Below are 16,078 nucleotides of genomic sequence, written 5' to 3' on the forward strand. Positions count from 1 at the left end.
GTCGATCCTGCCTTACCAGGCCGCCGAAATGTCGGCATGTCGGGCGATCCAGGCATGCATTGCGATGCCTGCGGCAACCCCTGCGTTGATACTTCGGGTCGAGCCGAACTGGGCGATCGACACCGTCAGCGCCGCGCCGGCCTGGGCTTCCTGGGTGATGCCTGGCCCCTCCTGGCCGAAGATGAGCAGGCATTTCCGCGGCAACTCGATCTGCTCCAGGCGAACCGAACCAGGGACGTTGTCGACCGCGACGACGGTCAGCCCGGCGTCGGCGGCGAAGGACAGCAGTTCGGCCGTGGTGTCGTGGTGGGTCAGACGCTGGTAGCGGTCGGTGACCATGGCGCCCCGCCGGTTCCAGCGCCTGCGCCCGACGATGTGGACGGTGTCGACGGCGAATGCATTGGCGGTGCGCACCACCGCACCGATGTTCGCGTCGTTGCCGAAGTTCTCGATCGCGATGTGCAGAGGGTGCCGTCGTCGGTCGATGTCGATGATGATCGCTTCCCGCGTCCAGTACCGGTACTGGTCAACAACATTGCGGGTGTCACCGTCGCGCAACAACTGCGGGTCATAGCGCGGGTCATCCGGCAGCGGACCCTGCCAGGGCCCGACACCCGGGCTCTCACCCCACTCGGTCGGGCCTGCGGTATCAGTCATCGGTGGTCCACAGCGCGGCGTGGGTACCGATCACCGACACCGACGCGTACAGCAGCGCGGCGTTCATCTCGCCCTGCGTGCACAACGACGCACGCACGTTCACCGCATCCCGCGACGCCTCGGGCAGCACCAGTACCGACGAGCCGTACACCGAACAGGCGTGGCTGAGCCCCGGTGGGGGCAGTGTCGGTGCGGCCACCACCATCAGCGGGCCGCCGCGCTTGGCCGAATCGTCGCGGTACCGTGCGGCCAGACCGTCGATTTCCAGCCCGAGCAGCATGTAGCCGTTGCCGGTGAAGGCGTCGGGGACCCCCAGTGCCGCGGGCGACAGTTGGGCACCGTCGGCGCTGAACGCGTCCACACTCGTCGACTTCACGGTCAGCCCGGTGTCGTTGACGTTGGTGGGCAGCACGCCGACCGGGAATGCCGCGGCATAAGCGACGGTGGTTCCGGCGATCCGTTCTCTCGGGGAGTACGCGTAGATACCGCGAACCTGACTCTGATCGCGCAGCGGCCCCAGACACACTGTGCCGGTGAGCTTGTCGGGCGCAGTGGCGGCCAGGGGGTTGAGGCCGAGGCTGGTCACCCCGGAGCAGCCGCCGATGGCGTTCGCCTCGATCGGGTGCGCCAGCGCACCGTACAGGCCGAACCGGATGTCCTCCGGTTTGGCGTGCGCCTCGCCTGCGACCGACGCGTCCACGTCGATGAGCACACGCTCGGATTCGAACCGCAGGTTGGACACGGTGACATGCCAGCCGAGGATGTCCAGCGCATTGCCGATGGGGCCGGTCAGCGCCTCGTAGGTGCGGCCCGGATCGCGGTCTGACGAACATGATGTGGTGACGACGAGGATGATCGCCGTCACCGCCGCGATCAGCGCCCGCACCGGATCTCAGGTGCTACGTCAGGTTCTTCCACGGCCCGTCCCTACTACTTTCGTGATGGCGCGCACCAGCTTTCGCGGAACCATCCGGCTTCCGGCGGTCAGCACCTTGTACTGCAGACCGGGCACCACGACAACCTCGCCCTTGGCCACACCGGCCAGGCATTCGCGCACCACGTCATCGACCTGCAGCCACATGAACGACGGCGTCTTGGCCATGTCGATACCGGCGCGGGCATGAAATTCGGTGTGTACGAAGCCCGGGCACAGGGCGTGCAAACCGACCCCGGTGCCGCGCAGGCCGTTGGACAACCCCTCGGTGAAGGAGACCACCCAGGCCTTGGACGCCGAGTACGTCGAGCCCCGGCCCGACACCAACCCGGCCACGCTGGCCACATTGATGACGGTGCCGGTGCCCGCCTCGATCATCGCGGGCAACGCGGCGTGCGTCAGTTCCATCACCGCGGTCACGTTGACGTCCAATTGAGCCTGCAGCTGCGCGAATTCAGCGGTCCAGAAGTCTCCGGAGGTGGCGAACCCGGCATTGTTCACCAACACCCGCACTCCGGGACGCAGCCGGTCGGCAACTTTGGCGCGGTCGGTGGCCACCGCGAGGTCAGCCGGCAGTACCTCGACTCCGATACCGGCCTCATGGCGCAGTTCGGCGGCGAGCAGTTCGAGCCGGGCAACGTCACGTGCCACGAGTACCAGGTCATAGCCATCACGCGCATACCGACGGGCGAATCCTTCGCCCAAACCGGAAGTCGGTCCGGTGATCAGGGCGACGGGACGGGACACGTCCTAGAGGGTACTGAACGGTCTGGGGCGTCCGACTACCGCTGGTAGTGCGGTGCCTGACGTCCGTTGCGCGCCGGCGGCGGCCGACGCATCGAGTCGGAGCGGCCGGGCTCCTGACGGGGCTGCGTGTAGCGACTCACGTCGGCACGACCGGGCGGAACGTCTGCGCGCCCGGGTGGCAGCTCCCGGCGACCGGCCGGGGTGGGCGCCAGCGGGCGACTCGGAGAACCGGAGCGACGCGCCAGCGCGGGCTGGTTGGGCTGGCCCGCGGGGGCCGCAGCGCCGTTCGGCGGCACCGGTGGCAGCACCCGCAGGAGGTCGTTGAACTGCCGCACGGTCCGCAGACCCTCGTCCCACTGCGCACGCGTGCTGGTGACCGGCATGCTGACCAGCGTCCAGTGCTGCTCGTTCCACATGATCTCGGCGCAGTCCGGGGCGGTGTGCGCGAACGTCACCATCCGGCGGTCGCAGGCGCGCCGCGCCGCGTCGAGATTGGTGGAGTACACCATCCGCGGACCGATCGCGCCGAGCAGCCAGATGTCGTTCTCCCGCGGCTCCTTGATGCCTTTGAGCCGCAGGTCGACGACGACGTTGGTGCCGACCTTGCGGTGCAGCGCGATGACCGTGGCCACCTCGTCGATGTCGAAGATGAACACCGCCTCGCCACGGATCTGGCCGAGTACGACGTTCTTGGCTGTGACGTCGCCGACGGTCGACATCACCCCACGCTTCCAGCGTTTGAGGATCTCGCCCGACTCATGCTCGTAGTCGAAACCGTGCGACTTCGCCCACGATTTGCGGCGCCGTCCCAACCCACGTCGACGGTCGATGTCGACGTACAGCAACACGCCCGCACCCACGAAACAGAGTGCGGACAGCGTGAACCAGAGCGGGACCATCGTCCCTAGCCTACTTGTTGGTACGCCAGATTCCCGAACTCTATGAGGTCACAACCCGATTACCAGTTATTCAGCTCGCTGCTGCCGCGGTTCTTCCAGGTATCTCACAATCGCGTTCGTCAGGCCCCGCCGCGCCAGGTCCAGGTCAGAATAGGTGCCGAGCTGCCGCTCCGAGGTGATGCCACGCATGGCGCCCGGGATGAACGACGCGACCTCACGCACGCGCTCCGGGTCCACCTCGAGATCGGCGAAGGCGTTCTGGCAGGTCTCCAGCCAACCCCGACCCCAGGACTGCAGCTCCGCGGCCGTCCGGGGATAGAGCCGTTCGAGTTCGGCGCGATCCCGCGGCAGCGCTGCCCGCAGGTTTTCGATGGCCCGCGAATCGCTGGCGGTGAGCCCGTCGTAGAGCATGTCGATGATGCCTGCGACGCGCCCGCGCAGCGGCACGCCGGGATCGCGGCGGTCCAGCATGCCCGCCCGACGTTCGGCCGTGCGGTGCAGGACCGCGGCCCACAGTCCGTCGATGTCGCCGAACTGGTATTTCACCGCTCCCCAGGTGGCGCCGATCTGCTTGGCGATCCGGTTGGCCGACACCGCGCCCGGGTCGCCGGTGGCCAATGCCTTGAGCGCCGCATCCAACATGTTTTCCCGGGTGGCCAGTCCGCGGCGATTGGTGCGCCGCACGGTGGCCTCGGTCATCTTGGAGAGATTACCCCGGTTTCACAGAACCCTCTTCCAAAGTTTCACAGATCCTCCTACGATTCGCGTCATGGCAAAACCTCCACTGTCGATGAAACCGACGGGATGGTTCCAAGTCGCATGGTCAGACGAGATCGGTGTCGGCGACGTACACGCGATGAAGTACTTCGGCGAGGAGATGGTCGCCTGGCGTTCGGAGTCCGGCCAGGTGACGGTGATGAACGCCTACTGCGAGCATCTCGGCGCGCACCTGGGATTCGGCGGCCACGTGGTGGGCGAGGTCATCCAATGCCCGTTTCACGGCTGGCAGTGGAACTCCGAGGGCCGCAACGTCTGCATCCCGTATCAGGACCGGCCCAACCGGGGCCGGCGGATGACGACCTACCCCGTCGCCGAGCGCAACGAGGCCGTCTACATCTGGCACGACGTCGAAGGCCGAGAACCGTTCTTCGATGCCCCTGACGTGTTCGCGTCGTTCGGCGACGGCCGCAGCGCCGCCGACTACTACCCCCAGCAGCGGCTGTATCGCGGAGGACTGGAACTGCATCCGCAGTACGTGCTGGAGAACGGCGTCGACTTCGCGCACTTCAAGTTCGTCCACCAGACGCCGATCGTGCCGGTATTCACCCGGCACGACTTCACCGCGCCGGTGTCCTACGTCGACTTCACCATCACCTTCGAGGGTGATGAGAACCAGACGATCGACGACGTGCGCAGCGGTGTCGAGGCCATCAACGGCGGTCTGGGCATCGCAGTGACCAAGAGCTGGGGCATGATCGACAACCGGACCATCTCGGCGGTCACGCCCGTCGACGAGTCCACCTCCGACGTCCGGTTCATGGTCTACATCGGCCGGACCCCCGGGAAGGACACTCCCCGCGCGGCTACCAAGGCAGCCGAATTCGGCGACGAGGTCATCCGCCAGTTCACCCAGGACATCCACATCTGGTCCCACCAGCGCTACTCCGATCCGCCGGCGCTGTCCACCGCCGAATACGAAGGCTTCACCGCAATTCGCAAGTGGGCCATGCAGTTCTATCCGGACGTCCATCAAGCACAAGGAGTGAGTCTGTGAGCCGAATTCGCGTATTCCAGGTCGCCACCGGCAATGTCGGCACCGAGATGATCAAACGCATCGTCCTGCGCGACGATCTGGAGTTGGTCGGACTGCATTGCTACACACCGGAAAAGGTCGGCCGAGACGCCGGTGAGATCGCCGGTATCGATCCGATCGGGGTGACGGCCACCGGATCGGTCGACGACATCATCGCGGCGCACCCCGACGTATTGACGTTCCACGGTGTCTTTCCGGATGAGGACCTCTACGTGAAAGTCCTTGAGGCAGGCATCAACATCGTCACCACCGCCGACTGGATCACCGGCTGGCACCGCGACACCAACCACCCGCATCCGTCCGGGAGACCGGTCACCCAGGTCCTGGCGGAAGCGGCCGCGCGTGGTGGTTCCACGTTCTACGGCACCGGCATGAACCCCGGCGTCAACCAGATCCTGGGCGTGGTGTGCTCGGCCGATGTCGCCGAGATCGAGAACGTCACCACGATCGAATCCGTCGACGTGTCATGCCATCACAGCAAGGACACGTGGATCGAGGTCGGCTACGGCCTACCCGTAGACGATCCGTCGATCGGCGGGAAACTGGAGAAGTACACCCGGGTGTTCGCCGACAGCGTGCTGATGATGGCCGACTGCTTCGGGCTCGAACTCGACGAGGTGAAGTTCAGCTACGAACTCGGGGCGTGCACGAAAGACGTCGACCTGGGCTGGTACAAACTGCCCAAGGGCTCACTGGGCGGCAACTACATCAAATACCAGGGCATGGTCGACGGTGTCCCGCGCGTCGAAACCCACCTCGAATGGCAGATGACTCCGCACACCGACCCCAGTTGGGACATCAAGGGCTGCTACATCACCCAGATCAAGGGCGACCCGTGCGTCTACAACAAACACATGATCTTCCCGAAACCCGGTGTGGACCTGTCCAATCCGGACAACTTCGCCTCGATCGGCATGACCGTGACCGGGCTGCCCGCACTCAACGCGATCGCGTCGGTCGTGGCAGCGCCGCCCGGATTGTTGACGAGCGCCGACGTGCCGCTGCGAGGTTTCGCCGGCCGGTTCGCGATTTAATTTCGCCCACGCGCCGAAACGGCATTCCAGCAGAGAAAGTGCGAGTGGACGCCTGCTGGAATGCCGTTTCGGCGGGAAATCAGGCCAGGACCAGGCCCTCGCCATCAGCGCTGAGGTTGACCGGCACCACGTCGCCGTCGTGCACCTCACCGGCCAGCAGCTGCTTCGCGAGCTGATCGCCGATGGCCTGCTGCACCAGACGACGCAGCGGGCGGGCACCGTAGAGCGGGTCGAAACCACGCTCGGCGAGCCACTTCTTGGCGGGCAACGACACCTCGAGGGTGAGCCGGCGCTGAGCCAGCCGCTTGGCCAACTGCTGTAGCTGGATATCGACGATGTGCACCAGCTCCTCGGGATTGAGCCCGTCGAAGATGATCACGTCGTCGAGGCGGTTGATGAACTCCGGCTTGAACGCCGCCCGCACCGCCGCCATCACCTGCTCCTCAGTACCGCCTGCGCCCAGGTTGGACGTCAGGATGAGGATGGTGTTGCGGAAGTCGACCGTGCGGCCCTGGCCGTCGGTCAGCCTGCCCTCGTCGAGCACCTGCAGCAGCACGTCGAACACGTCCGGGTGCGCCTTCTCGATCTCGTCGAACAGCACCACCGTGTACGGGCGCCTGCGGACCGCCTCGGTCAGCTGACCTCCCTGGTCGTAGCCGATGTAGCCGGGAGGCGCGCCGACCAGGCGGGCCACCGAGTGCTTCTCGCCGTACTCGCTCATGTCGATGCGAACCATGGCCCGTTCGTCGTCGAACAGGAACTCCGCCAGCGCCTTGGCCAGCTCGGTCTTACCGACACCGGTCGGGCCCAGGAACATGAACGAGCCCGTCGGCCGGTTCGGATCGGCCACGCCGGCGCGACTGCGGCGCACCGCATCCGACACCGCGGTGACCGCCGTCTTCTGACCGACGACGCGCTTGCCCAGCTCCTCCTCCATGCGCAGCAGCTTGGCGGTCTCCCCTTCGAGCATCCGCCCGGCCGGGATACCGGTCCACGCCTCCACCACCTCGGCGATGTCGTCCGGCCCGACTTCCTCTTTGAGCATGACGTTCTCGCGGGCTTCGGCCACGGGCAGCGCCGACTCGAGCTTCTTCTCGACCTCGGGGATGCGCCCGTAGCGCAGCTCGGAGGCCTTGGCCAGATCGCCGTCGCGCTCGGCCCGGTCGGCCTCGCCGCGCAGCGTGTCCAGCTGCTCCTTGAGCTCGCGGACCACGTCGATCGCGCTCTTCTCGTTCTGCCAGCGCGTGGTCAGCTCGGCCAGCTTCTCCTTGTAGTCGGCCAATTCCGCGCGGAGCTTCTCCAACCGCTCCTTGGAAGCCTCGTCCTCTTCCTTCTCCAGCGCCATCTCCTCGATCTCGAGACGGCGGACGAGCCGCTCCACCTCGTCGATCTCGACGGGCCGGGAGTCGATCTCCATCCGCAGGCGGGACGCCGACTCATCGACCAGGTCGATGGCTTTGTCCGGCAGGAAGCGGCTGGTGATGTAACGGTCAGACAAGGTGGCTGCCGCCACCAACGCCGAGTCGGTGATGCGCACGCCGTGGTGCACCTCGTAACGGTCCTTGAGGCCGCGCAGGATGCCGACAGTGTCCTCCACCGACGGTTCCCCGACCAGCACCTGCTGGAAGCGGCGTTCCAGGGCGGCGTCCTTCTCGATGTACTTGCGGTACTCGTCCAGCGTCGTCGCGCCGACCAGGCGCAGTTCACCGCGGGCCAGCATCGGCTTGATCATGTTGCCCGCGTCCATCGCCGACTCGCCGGTCGCGCCGGCGCCCACGATGGTGTGCAGCTCGTCGATGAACGTGATGACCTGTCCGGCCGAGTTCTTGATGTCGTCGAGGACCGCCTTGAGCCGTTCCTCGAATTCACCGCGGTACTTGGCACCGGCCACCATCGACCCCAGATCCAGGGAGATGACGCTCTTGTCCCGCAGGCTTTCCGGAACGTCGCCGGCGATGATGCGCTGGGCCAGACCTTCCACGATCGCGGTCTTGCCGACACCGGGCTCACCGATCAGCACCGGGTTGTTCTTGGTGCGGCGGCTCAACACCTGCACGACGCGACGAATCTCGTTGTCGCGCCCGATGACCGGGTCGAGCTTGCCTTCCCGCGCCGCGGCGGTCAGATCGGTCGAGTACTTTTCCAGGGCCTGATAGGTGCCCTCGGGATCGGCGCTGGTGACGCGGGCACTGCCGCGCACCTTGACGAACGCCTCACGTAACGCCTCCGGCGACGCACCGTGCCCGGCCAGCAGTTTGGCGGTATCGGAATCGCCGGTCGCGAGGCCGACCATCAGGTGTTCGGTGGAGACGTATTCGTCGTCCATCTCGGTGGCCAGCTGCTGGGCCGTGGTGATCGCCGCGAGCGATTCCCGGCTGAGCTGAGGTTGTGAGCTTGCGCCACTGGCGCTCGGCAGCTGGTCGAGCAACCGCTGCGCCTCGGCGCGGATGCTCGCGGGATCGACACCGACGGCCTCCAGTAGCGGTGCGGCAATGCCATCGTTCTGAGTGAGCAGTGCCATCAACAGGTGGGCGGGACGGATCTCCGGGTTGCCTGCGGAACTGGCCGCCTGCAACGCCGAGGTCAGCGCCGCCTGAGTCTTGGTCGTCGGGTTGAACGAGTCCACGACACCTCCCTTTTTCGTGTAGAGAAAATGCTTGTCGTGATGTTCAACGTAGTCAAGGTTGAGTCTGTTCCGCTCAACTTTAACTTTTTCCGTCGATTGTGCGATTTGGCACTCGCGGCACACCGCCAATAGGCGTACGCACCGCCTGACAGGCGTCGCACCAGGCAAATTTGGTGTGGTTGGGGTCCACCCACTCTGCTAGCTTCAGGCAGACGGGAGGAGGTCGCCAATCCATGAGCCTGTTCGATACCTACGGGGACTTCATGCAGAAGTTCGGCGGGGCGCTCGAAACGGTCGGTCCGTTCCTGGGCCCGATGGGCTTTCCCCTTGCCGAAGCGGGTAGCGCAATAACCGGCATCGCTTCAACGATCGACACCATCGAGGAGCAAGGGGTTGACGGGCTATGGAACGCCGCCTCCCAGGTCGCAGAGGGCGCGAGCGTCGTCGAGTTCTTTTTGTCAAAATCTAAGGTCGGCGGTACGACCATTATTTCCGGTGGGTTGAAGACAATCCAGGGTATGCAGGCCGCATGCGGAGGCACCAATGCACCCGAAATGGCTGACGGCTACAGCGAAAGTGCGCAGCGCTTCAATCTCATCGCGGACCACTTCGAGAAGGCTATTCCCGATGATAACTGGACAGGAACTGCATCGGAAGCGTACGCGGACGCGAATGCAAGCCAAACGAAACGCTCGCGCACGATGCCGGATATCGATCTCGATGTAGTCATGGCAGTGACAATGGAAGCAAACCAACTCAGAGCCACGAGACGCATTCTTAACGACTCGGCAACTGTCATGGGTAACGCGATTGCCCCCGCAATCGCGTTGAGATCCTTCGGCAGATATGGAAAATTATTCTCCCTAGACCTAGAGGCCTCGGTTACAGGTTCGTGCTTGGCGGGTTGTTTCCTGCATATGAAGCATCTAACGGATGCGGCCGAGAAGGCCAGTAAGTCCATAGACAACGCGGCGCGTCTATATCAGGCGATAGCCGACGAATGCTATCCGACCCAGATGTGAGGAGCCACATGACATCACCGGGCGGCGAATTACGACTCAGCCCGCACCTTTTGCATAAGCTGGCCACGATGCATGGCGACGCCGCTGCGCTAGTAGCTGAAGCTATCCCACTAACCGATAGAACGGCGGCCTCTATTCTGAAAAGCCATGGGCCGGCTTGCCTCTCAACTTCTACCGCTGCCGAGAAGGCTGCGTCAGCACGCAAGAACGCATGCATCGCAATCCAAACGATGTCGGAAGCCCACGAACAGAATCTCAATACTGCCGCCGCGAAGTATGCCGGAACAGATCGGGAAGGACACGACCGCATCCATAACTCGATGCCTCCTCGCTAACGATGTCCGACAATTGGGAAGCTTTCGACGACGACGGCGCGTCACACCACGGCGCGCTTGGGCCCAATATGCCCGCCGAGGACGATCATCACACTGGTCTCGACGCGCTTTACGGCTACATGCCGGTGGACCATGTAGAAGTGCGCTACTCGGACCTCGACGCGCTTGATGGCCACGCAGCTGAAGCTGCATCGATCCTCGGCGATGACGTATTAGCAGTCCGGACTGCGACAACCGCGGAAGAAAGCCCTCCGGATCTGCAATTTGTCGCAACAAATCCGACCCAGACCGTCACGGTCGTCGCACTTCTCAACGGCATGGTGCACCGAGTCGATCTGTCGGCCCGCGTCGGGTCCGAGATGACAGAGTCGGAACTCGCCGACGAGATTTTGGCAGTATCCGAAGTGGCTGCCGCAAAAGGACGGTCCAATCAGTATGAACTCGTATACGAGTTAATGCGCGTTCAGGGGCAAGATCGCGACGCCATCCGCGAACTGCTTGAGAGCACGATGCACTTGCCCACACCCTCCGACGCAGTCACGACAGAAGCAGAGTTCAATTTGCGGCGCTTACGCGATAGATGATCGCTGCCTTTCATTCAGTTTCGACTTACATTCGGTTCGTGTGCCCGAAACGCTGAATTGATTCAGTCGGCCCACCAATCGCCAAACGGTCGTATAGATAGTGGGCGAACGCGGTGGCCAAAATCAAATTCTGCAGGAGGCTCGATACGGGCTGCGCGCATTCCAGCGTGTAGTCATAGAAGTCATTGATCATATCGACATATCGCCATTCTCGCTGCACCGAGGCGATAATTTGCCCTGTCGACCCGTAGATGGGTTCATTGACCTTTGCAAATCGGCTGCTGGGATCAATGCAAACTCGGGTTTTTCCTAACACATGGGGGCCCAACTCCAAAGACATATCCATACGTGACGACCGTAAGCTCTGCCAAAACGTGTTGGTTCTCCGTAGGCGCCCCAGTTCCTGGCCTACGTTGTCGGTGATTCCGAGGCTGTCCTTGCTACCGGAGCCCCCGAAACGGGTGAAATACAGCGTGGGGACTTCCGGCTGGATTAGCAGGGCAAAACTAATTGTCGCTACATCCCGGTCGACGAGCCGCACTTTCGAAACCGAACGAATAACCGCGAGCTGGTTACTACAGCCGTCTTCGACTGAACAGGCGATATCGATATCGGCACGTTGAGGAATCGCACGAAATCGGAGAACGCGCTGGCTCAGCGGATATCCTGTCTGCTCAGTCGCAGGAACTGAGAACCCAGGCTCATGAGGGGCGGACCGCCCCGCCGCGACATCACCAGTCCATTGCCGGCCGTCGAAATACCGCAGTTGCCCGCGGTCCCAGGGGTCGGTGTACCACCCAGGCTGTACGTTTGGCGTCTCGGCGTTGTTGATCGACTTACCCTTTCGTCTCGACAAGGCTAACCAGTTGCACCCCCCGGACATTGCATCTGTTCAATACCGCTCAATACTGTCTCGGTCCACACCCTCGGTTCGACCGTGGCAAAGGGTGCGCATCCGTAGTTGCCGCAGCCGAATACTTCGTAACTCAGCTGCGGTTGGCTCGTCAGGCACAATCAGCCCGGTGCACATAGCCGTCGTCGCCGCGTCTGCCCCCAGCCATATGTACCCACATCTGGCGATGGTCCGCGAACTGGTCGAACGCGGTCACCACGTCAGTTATGTGGTGAGCAGCCACATGGCGTGGTTGGCCCGCCCGACCGGCGCGGACCTGATCGAATGCACCTCGGTGCTGCCCGGCGCACCCGGCGCACCCGCCGCGTGGGACGAGGACGACCCGGTGACGGGCATGCGGATGTTTCTCGACGAGGCCATCCAGGTACTCCCCCAACTGCACACCGCCCTGGACCGGGACCGGCCCGACATCGTGCTCTACGACGTCGGCGGCATGGCCGGTCCGGTGGCCGCCGAGCGTTGGGGGGTGCCGTCGGCCCAGTTGTCACCGTGTGAAGTCGCCTGGGACGGCTATCACGAGGACATGGCCGAGGTGCTGGACCCGATCATGAACAGCCCCAGCGGTACGGCCTATCGCCGGGCCCTCGACGACTGGCTGTCCGGTGCCCGGAGTTCGCTGACCTTTGACGAGGTGACCGGCGCGCCACGGCACTGCCTGGCACTGATTCCGCGGGCCATGCAACGCCACGCCGACCGTGTCGATGACCGGTACCGCTTCGTCGGGCCGTGCATCGATCCCCGTCGGGAAGACCCGCGCGACTGGACGCCGCCTGCCGGTGACGGCCCGTTGGCCCTGCTCGCTTTCGGCACCGCCTATACACAACGGGCAGATGTCTACCGCAATGTCATTGCCGCGCTCGACGGTTCAGGGTGGCGACTGGTGCTGGCGACCGGCCGGGCGCACGCGGATGATCTCGGGCCGGTGCCGCCCTGGGTGCAGTTGCGCGACACCGTGCCCCAACCCGCGGTCCTGCGACTGGCCGACTGCTTCATCACCCACGCCGGCATGGGGTCCTGCACCGAGGGGCTGTGGTACGGCGTGCCGATGGTGGCCATTCCCCAGGCCGTCGACCAGCCCGCCAACGCCGCCCAGTTGGAATCGATCGGCGCCGGCAGGTACCTGCGGCCCCACCTGCCTGGCCCGGACGAGATCCGTGACGCCGTGCTCGGCCTGACGTCTGATCCTCAGGTCAGCGTCCATCTCAACGCCATTCGCGACGCTGTCCGTGCCGATGGCGGCCCGGGTCACGCGGCCGACGCGGTGGAGGATGTGGCGGACGCGGACTAGGTTCCCAACGGGTCGACAATACGAAACCGCGGTGCCAGGAACGGACGGCCAGGCTACGGTCTAGGAATGTCCGAATCCGGCTTCGGTGATTTCGAATTCGAACGGAAGTTCTTCGTCCGGGAACTGCCCGCCGTGGCGGCATCGGATCCCACGCCGGTCCTGATCGTGCAGTCCTACCTGTTCGCCGCCGATGGATACGCGGTGCGCGTCCGGGTGCAGGGACCGGCGCCGGCCGAGTTGGACGCGCCTGCCGGCGAGCTCGTCGAGGCATTGGGCGACGAATCGATCGGGACCATGACCGCCAAGGGTCCCGCCGTCGGGGGGACCCGCTACGAGGCTGAGCGGGAACTGGATCCGCTGATCGCCGGGCAGATCGTGCGCCGCGGCGAGCACGTGGTCACCAAGGTCCGATATTCGATCTGGCTGGGCGAGGACGGGTGGATCATCGACCGGTTCCTCGCAGACAACGCTCCGTTGTTGCTCTCCGAGGTCGAACGCGGCGGCCCCGTGGTCGATCTGGCGATACCCAGCTTCTGTGCCACCGAAGTGTCGGACGACGACCGGTTCCGCAACGAATCTCTGGCGCACCAACCGTTCGGCATCTGGGCGCACGAGTACCGGCGCGAACTCGACCTGCTCGGTCCCACGTTCATCGACAACCTGGGCCGAAACCAGTTCGAAGACACCTGATGCCAGTGACGAATAAGGAGCGCAATGTCGGGTAGTTGGGGCTCGGTGCTGACCGAGCTCATCCCACTGGCACTGGTGGTCGCGCTGTCGCCGCTGTCGATCATTCCGGCGGTCCTGGTGTTGCACACCCCGCGCCCACGGCCCACGGGGCTGGCGTTCCTGGCCGGCTGGCTGCTGGGCATGGCGGCGCTCACCACGATCTTCCTCGAGGTGTCCAATCTGCTCGGCCGCCTCGACAAGCCGCCGACGTGGGCCTCCTGGCTGCGCATCGTGATCGGCACCGCCCTCATCGTCTTCGGCATCTATCGCTGGCTCACCCGGGCGAAATCCGAACACAGCCCGGGCTGGATGCAGAAGCTCAGCACCCTCACGCCGCCGCGGGCAGCGGCCGCCGGGGCGGTGTTGACCGTGCTCAACCCGAAAGTGCTGTTCATCTGCGCTGCAGCGGGTTTGGCCATCGGCACGGCGGGTATCGGTCAGCCCGGCGTGTGGCTGGCGGTCATCTACTACGTCGTGGCAGCGGGGTCGACGGTGGCGCTGCCGATCCTGGCCTATGCCGTGTCGGGAGACCGGCTGACGGCAGCGCTGACCCGGCTGAAGGACTGGATGGAAGAGAATCACGCGGTGCTGGTTGCCGGCATTCTCGTGGTGATCGGGCTGTTGGTGTTGTACAAGGGAATTCACGCCCTGTAGGTGCCCTCGACGGGAACGTCGCCCATCAGTTCGGCGATGTCGGTGGGTATCGGCGGAATGGGTTCGCGCCGCACCCCGGTCCGGGGCGACCACACCAGGTTGACCTGCAGCTGCGGGTCGAGATCGGGGTGGTCCGAACGGATGTGGGCGCCCCGCGTCTCCCGCCTTTCCAGCGCGCATTCCAGCGTCGCCCTGGCGGCCAGCACGGCGGACCGAAGATCGAAGGCGTGCGCGAGGTCCCGGTATCCGCCGATGTCGGTGTGCACGCCGACATCGGCCATCTGTGCACCGATCACCTCGAGTGCCGCCAACCCGGCCCGCAGTCCCGCCTCATCCCGGACGACGCCTGCGTGTTCGGTCATCAGATTGCGCACCGCCCGTTGCAACGCGCGGACGTTGTGGCTGCCGTCTGCGGCGAGCAACCGGTCGACGTCGGCCTCGGCGAGCCGGATCGCCGCAGGCGACCGCCGCTGGCTGATGAGCCTCGCCGAATACTCGGCCGCGGCTTGCCCGGTGATCCGCCCGCAGACAAGAAGCGCGGTCAGAAAGTTTCCGCCCAAGGGGTTTGCGCCGTGCAATCCGCTGGCGGCCTCGCCGGTGACATACAGCCCCTCGATATCGGTGCCATGGTCTTCCGGCCGGGTCCAGACCCCGCCCAGCGAGCGGTGAGCGGTCGGCGCAACCTCGATCGGGTCACGCGTCACATCGAGCTTCTGCAGGCCGAGTAGAGCCTGGTAGACCCGGGGTAGCCGCGTGAGGACGGTCTCGGCGGGCAGGTGGGACAGGTCCAGCCACACCCCGCCGGTCTGGGTTCCGCGGCCGTGTTTGATCTCGTTGTAGGAAGCCAGCGCGACGGTGTCACGGCTGGACTTCTCCATCCGCTGCGGGTCGTAGCGCGTCATGAATCGCTCGCCGAGGTTGTTCAGCAGGATGGCGCCCTCCTCGCGCGCCGACTCGCTGACCAGAATGCCCGCCACCGGCTCGGGGGTGAGCAGCCCGGCGGGGTGGAACTGCACCAGTTCGGGGTCGCGCAACCGGGCACCCGCCTCGGCGGCGAGGCGAAAGGAGTCGCCGGTGTTCTCGTCACGGCGGGCCGACGTCCGCCGCCAGATCCGGGTGTGCCCGCCGGTGGCCAAGATCACGGCATCGGCATGCACGAGGTAGCGCGTGCCGTCGACAAGGTCGAAACCGTAGGCACCGAAGACGGTCCCGTTGTTCACCAGAATCGTGGTGATGTAGAGGTTTGTCAGGACGGGGATGGCGAGCCGCTCCGCGTGCTCGCGGAGCACGCGGTGGACGTGTGCCGCCGTGTTCTCCCCGGCGTGGGCCGTGCGCGGACGGGCGTGAGCGTCGAATTGGCGCTGGGCGATCCTGCCGTCGTCCTGGCGGTCGAAGCTCATGCCGTAGCGCTCGAGGTCGTGGATTCCCTGCGCAGCGTTCCTGGTCACCAACTGCACGGTTCGTGGGTCGGCCAGCAGTTGACTTTCCGAGAGCGTATCCGCCGCATGCTGTTCCCACGTGTCGGCCGGGTCGGTGGTGGCCAGCGCCGCGCTGATCCCGCCGGTGGACATGACGGTCCCGGGCTCTTCGGTGGACACCGGACGCTTGCTCACCGCCGTCACCGCGATGCCGGCCTCGGCGACCTCGATGGCTGCGCGCAATCCGGACGCACCGGCTCCGACGACGAGAACGGAGGTGGCGAGCTGGCGTTCGCGCGGGGGCATGGACTCTCCTGTGACAGACCGGTGGTTATAAGTACTCGACCGGGTCGTGTCGCGGTTTGTGACATTGCCGGTAGATTTTTTCTCAAGCCGTGCACATCCGTGCCGTCCAGTCGTGCCAG

Annotated in this window: 16 protein-coding genes; 8 read left to right on the top strand and 8 right to left on the bottom strand. The window is 65.0% G+C overall.

Annotation, left to right across the window (positions count from 1 at the left end):
• Positions 1 to 12: 12 nt before the first annotated feature.
• The 5 genes from M1247_RS31690 to M1247_RS31710 form a co-directional block, all read right to left on the bottom strand.
• Positions 13 to 657 (bottom strand): TrmH family RNA methyltransferase, encoded by a 645-nt coding sequence (locus M1247_RS31690; RefSeq protein WP_317160395.1) that lies wholly within the window; start codon positions 655 to 657, stop codon positions 13 to 15.
• Positions 650 to 1,543, bottom strand: coding sequence for a hypothetical protein (locus M1247_RS31695; protein ID WP_317160396.1), 894 nt, complete (start codon positions 1,541 to 1,543; stop codon positions 650 to 652). The genes M1247_RS31690 and M1247_RS31695 overlap by 8 nt, the downstream gene beginning before the upstream one ends.
• Before the next feature lie 18 nt (positions 1,544 to 1,561).
• Positions 1,562 to 2,338: an SDR family NAD(P)-dependent oxidoreductase gene (locus tag M1247_RS31700; protein ID WP_317160397.1), complete on the bottom strand. Its 777-nt coding sequence runs from the start codon at positions 2,336 to 2,338 to the stop codon at positions 1,562 to 1,564.
• A gap of 35 nt (positions 2,339 to 2,373) precedes the next feature.
• On the bottom strand, positions 2,374 to 3,237 hold the full coding sequence (gene ttfA / locus M1247_RS31705) for a trehalose monomycolate transport factor TtfA (RefSeq protein WP_317160398.1): 864 nt from the start codon (positions 3,235 to 3,237) through the stop codon (positions 2,374 to 2,376).
• A 66-nt stretch (positions 3,238 to 3,303) separates the two neighbouring features.
• Positions 3,304 to 3,936, bottom strand: coding sequence for a TetR/AcrR family transcriptional regulator (locus M1247_RS31710; protein ID WP_317160399.1), 633 nt, complete (start codon positions 3,934 to 3,936; stop codon positions 3,304 to 3,306).
• Positions 3,937 to 4,006: 70 nt separating this feature from the next.
• On the opposite strand from M1247_RS31710, the gene M1247_RS31715 reads away from it, so the two are divergent.
• Together M1247_RS31715 and M1247_RS31720 are read left to right on the top strand one after the other, a co-directional pair.
• Positions 4,007 to 5,011, top strand: a complete 1,005-nt coding sequence (locus M1247_RS31715) for an aromatic ring-hydroxylating dioxygenase subunit alpha (RefSeq protein WP_317160400.1) — start codon at positions 4,007 to 4,009, stop codon at positions 5,009 to 5,011.
• Positions 5,012 to 5,058: 47 nt separating this feature from the next.
• Positions 5,059 to 6,084: an NAD(P)H-dependent amine dehydrogenase family protein gene (locus M1247_RS31720; RefSeq protein WP_317160506.1), complete on the top strand. Its 1,026-nt coding sequence runs from the start codon at positions 5,059 to 5,061 to the stop codon at positions 6,082 to 6,084.
• Positions 6,085 to 6,163: 79 nt separating this feature from the next.
• Here the strand turns inward: M1247_RS31720 and clpB are convergent, their stop codons facing one another.
• On the bottom strand, positions 6,164 to 8,710 hold the full coding sequence (gene clpB / locus M1247_RS31725; RefSeq protein WP_317160401.1) for an ATP-dependent chaperone ClpB: 2,547 nt from the start codon (positions 8,708 to 8,710) through the stop codon (positions 6,164 to 6,166).
• Between the two features lie 233 nt (positions 8,711 to 8,943).
• On the opposite strand from clpB, the gene M1247_RS31730 reads away from it, so the two are divergent.
• The 3 genes from M1247_RS31730 to M1247_RS31735 are packed head-to-tail and all read left to right on the top strand — an operon-like array spanning position 8,944 to position 10,651.
• Positions 8,944 to 9,732: an EspA/EspE family type VII secretion system effector gene (locus M1247_RS31730; protein WP_317160402.1), complete on the top strand. Its 789-nt coding sequence runs from the start codon at positions 8,944 to 8,946 to the stop codon at positions 9,730 to 9,732.
• 8 nt (positions 9,733 to 9,740) lie between these two features.
• Positions 9,741 to 10,067: a type VII secretion target gene (locus M1247_RS36490; protein ID WP_410506975.1), complete on the top strand. Its 327-nt coding sequence runs from the start codon at positions 9,741 to 9,743 to the stop codon at positions 10,065 to 10,067.
• A 2-nt stretch (positions 10,068 to 10,069) separates the two neighbouring features.
• Positions 10,070 to 10,651, top strand: a complete 582-nt coding sequence (locus M1247_RS31735; RefSeq protein WP_317160403.1) for a hypothetical protein — start codon at positions 10,070 to 10,072, stop codon at positions 10,649 to 10,651.
• Between the two features lie 25 nt (positions 10,652 to 10,676).
• On the opposite strand, the gene M1247_RS31740 is transcribed toward M1247_RS31735, so the two are convergent.
• On the bottom strand, positions 10,677 to 11,507 hold the full coding sequence (locus M1247_RS31740) for a DUF2510 domain-containing protein (RefSeq protein ID WP_317160404.1): 831 nt from the start codon (positions 11,505 to 11,507) through the stop codon (positions 10,677 to 10,679).
• A 166-nt stretch (positions 11,508 to 11,673) separates the two neighbouring features.
• Between M1247_RS31740 and M1247_RS31745 the strand changes: the two genes are divergently transcribed.
• From M1247_RS31745 to M1247_RS31755, 3 genes are all read left to right on the top strand, one after another.
• Complete coding sequence (locus M1247_RS31745; protein WP_317160405.1) at positions 11,674 to 12,852, top strand: macrolide family glycosyltransferase; 1,179 nt, start codon at positions 11,674 to 11,676, stop codon at positions 12,850 to 12,852.
• A 66-nt stretch (positions 12,853 to 12,918) separates the two neighbouring features.
• On the top strand, positions 12,919 to 13,542 hold the full coding sequence (locus tag M1247_RS31750; RefSeq protein ID WP_317160406.1) for a CYTH domain-containing protein: 624 nt from the start codon (positions 12,919 to 12,921) through the stop codon (positions 13,540 to 13,542).
• A gap of 24 nt (positions 13,543 to 13,566) precedes the next feature.
• A complete protein-coding gene (locus M1247_RS31755; RefSeq protein WP_317160407.1) occupies positions 13,567 to 14,235 on the top strand; it encodes a GAP family protein in 669 nt (222 codons plus the stop codon).
• Here M1247_RS31755 and M1247_RS31760 read toward each other — a convergent pair.
• Positions 14,223 to 15,959 carry an FAD-binding protein gene (locus M1247_RS31760; protein WP_317160408.1) on the bottom strand — a complete coding sequence of 579 codons (1,737 nt, stop codon included), beginning with the start codon at positions 15,957 to 15,959 and terminating at the stop codon, positions 14,223 to 14,225. The two genes, M1247_RS31755 and M1247_RS31760, sit on opposite strands and share 13 nt — an antisense overlap.
• Positions 15,960 to 16,078: the final 119 nt, after the last annotated feature.

Source organism: Mycobacterium appelbergii, assembly GCF_032883035.1.
GTDB classification, from domain to species: Bacteria; Actinomycetota; Actinomycetes; order Mycobacteriales; family Mycobacteriaceae; genus Mycobacterium; species Mycobacterium appelbergii.

Excerpts from the sequence above, each read along its gene's own strand:
- M1247_RS31750 (WP_317160406.1), top strand. The coding sequence starts at position 12,919 with ATGTCCGAATCCGGCTTCGGTGATTTCGAATTCGAACGGAAGTTCTTC.
- M1247_RS31715 (WP_317160400.1), top strand. The coding sequence starts at position 4,007 with ATGGCAAAACCTCCACTGTCGATGAAACCGACGGGATGGTTCCAAGTC.
- M1247_RS31735 (WP_317160403.1), top strand. The coding sequence starts at position 10,070 with ATGTCCGACAATTGGGAAGCTTTCGACGACGACGGCGCGTCACACCAC.
- M1247_RS31690 (WP_317160395.1), bottom strand. The coding sequence starts at position 657 with ATGACTGATACCGCAGGCCCGACCGAGTGGGGTGAGAGCCCGGGTGTC.
- M1247_RS31710 (WP_317160399.1), bottom strand. The coding sequence starts at position 3,936 with ATGACCGAGGCCACCGTGCGGCGCACCAATCGCCGCGGACTGGCCACC.
- M1247_RS36490 (WP_410506975.1), top strand. The coding sequence starts at position 9,741 with ATGACATCACCGGGCGGCGAATTACGACTCAGCCCGCACCTTTTGCAT.
- M1247_RS31755 (WP_317160407.1), top strand. The coding sequence starts at position 13,567 with ATGTCGGGTAGTTGGGGCTCGGTGCTGACCGAGCTCATCCCACTGGCA.
- M1247_RS31720 (WP_317160506.1), top strand. The coding sequence starts at position 5,059 with ATGATCAAACGCATCGTCCTGCGCGACGATCTGGAGTTGGTCGGACTG.
- M1247_RS31760 (WP_317160408.1), bottom strand. The coding sequence starts at position 15,959 with ATGCCCCCGCGCGAACGCCAGCTCGCCACCTCCGTTCTCGTCGTCGGA.
- ttfA (WP_317160398.1), bottom strand. The coding sequence starts at position 3,237 with ATGGTCCCGCTCTGGTTCACGCTGTCCGCACTCTGTTTCGTGGGTGCG.
- M1247_RS31730 (WP_317160402.1), top strand. The coding sequence starts at position 8,944 with ATGAGCCTGTTCGATACCTACGGGGACTTCATGCAGAAGTTCGGCGGG.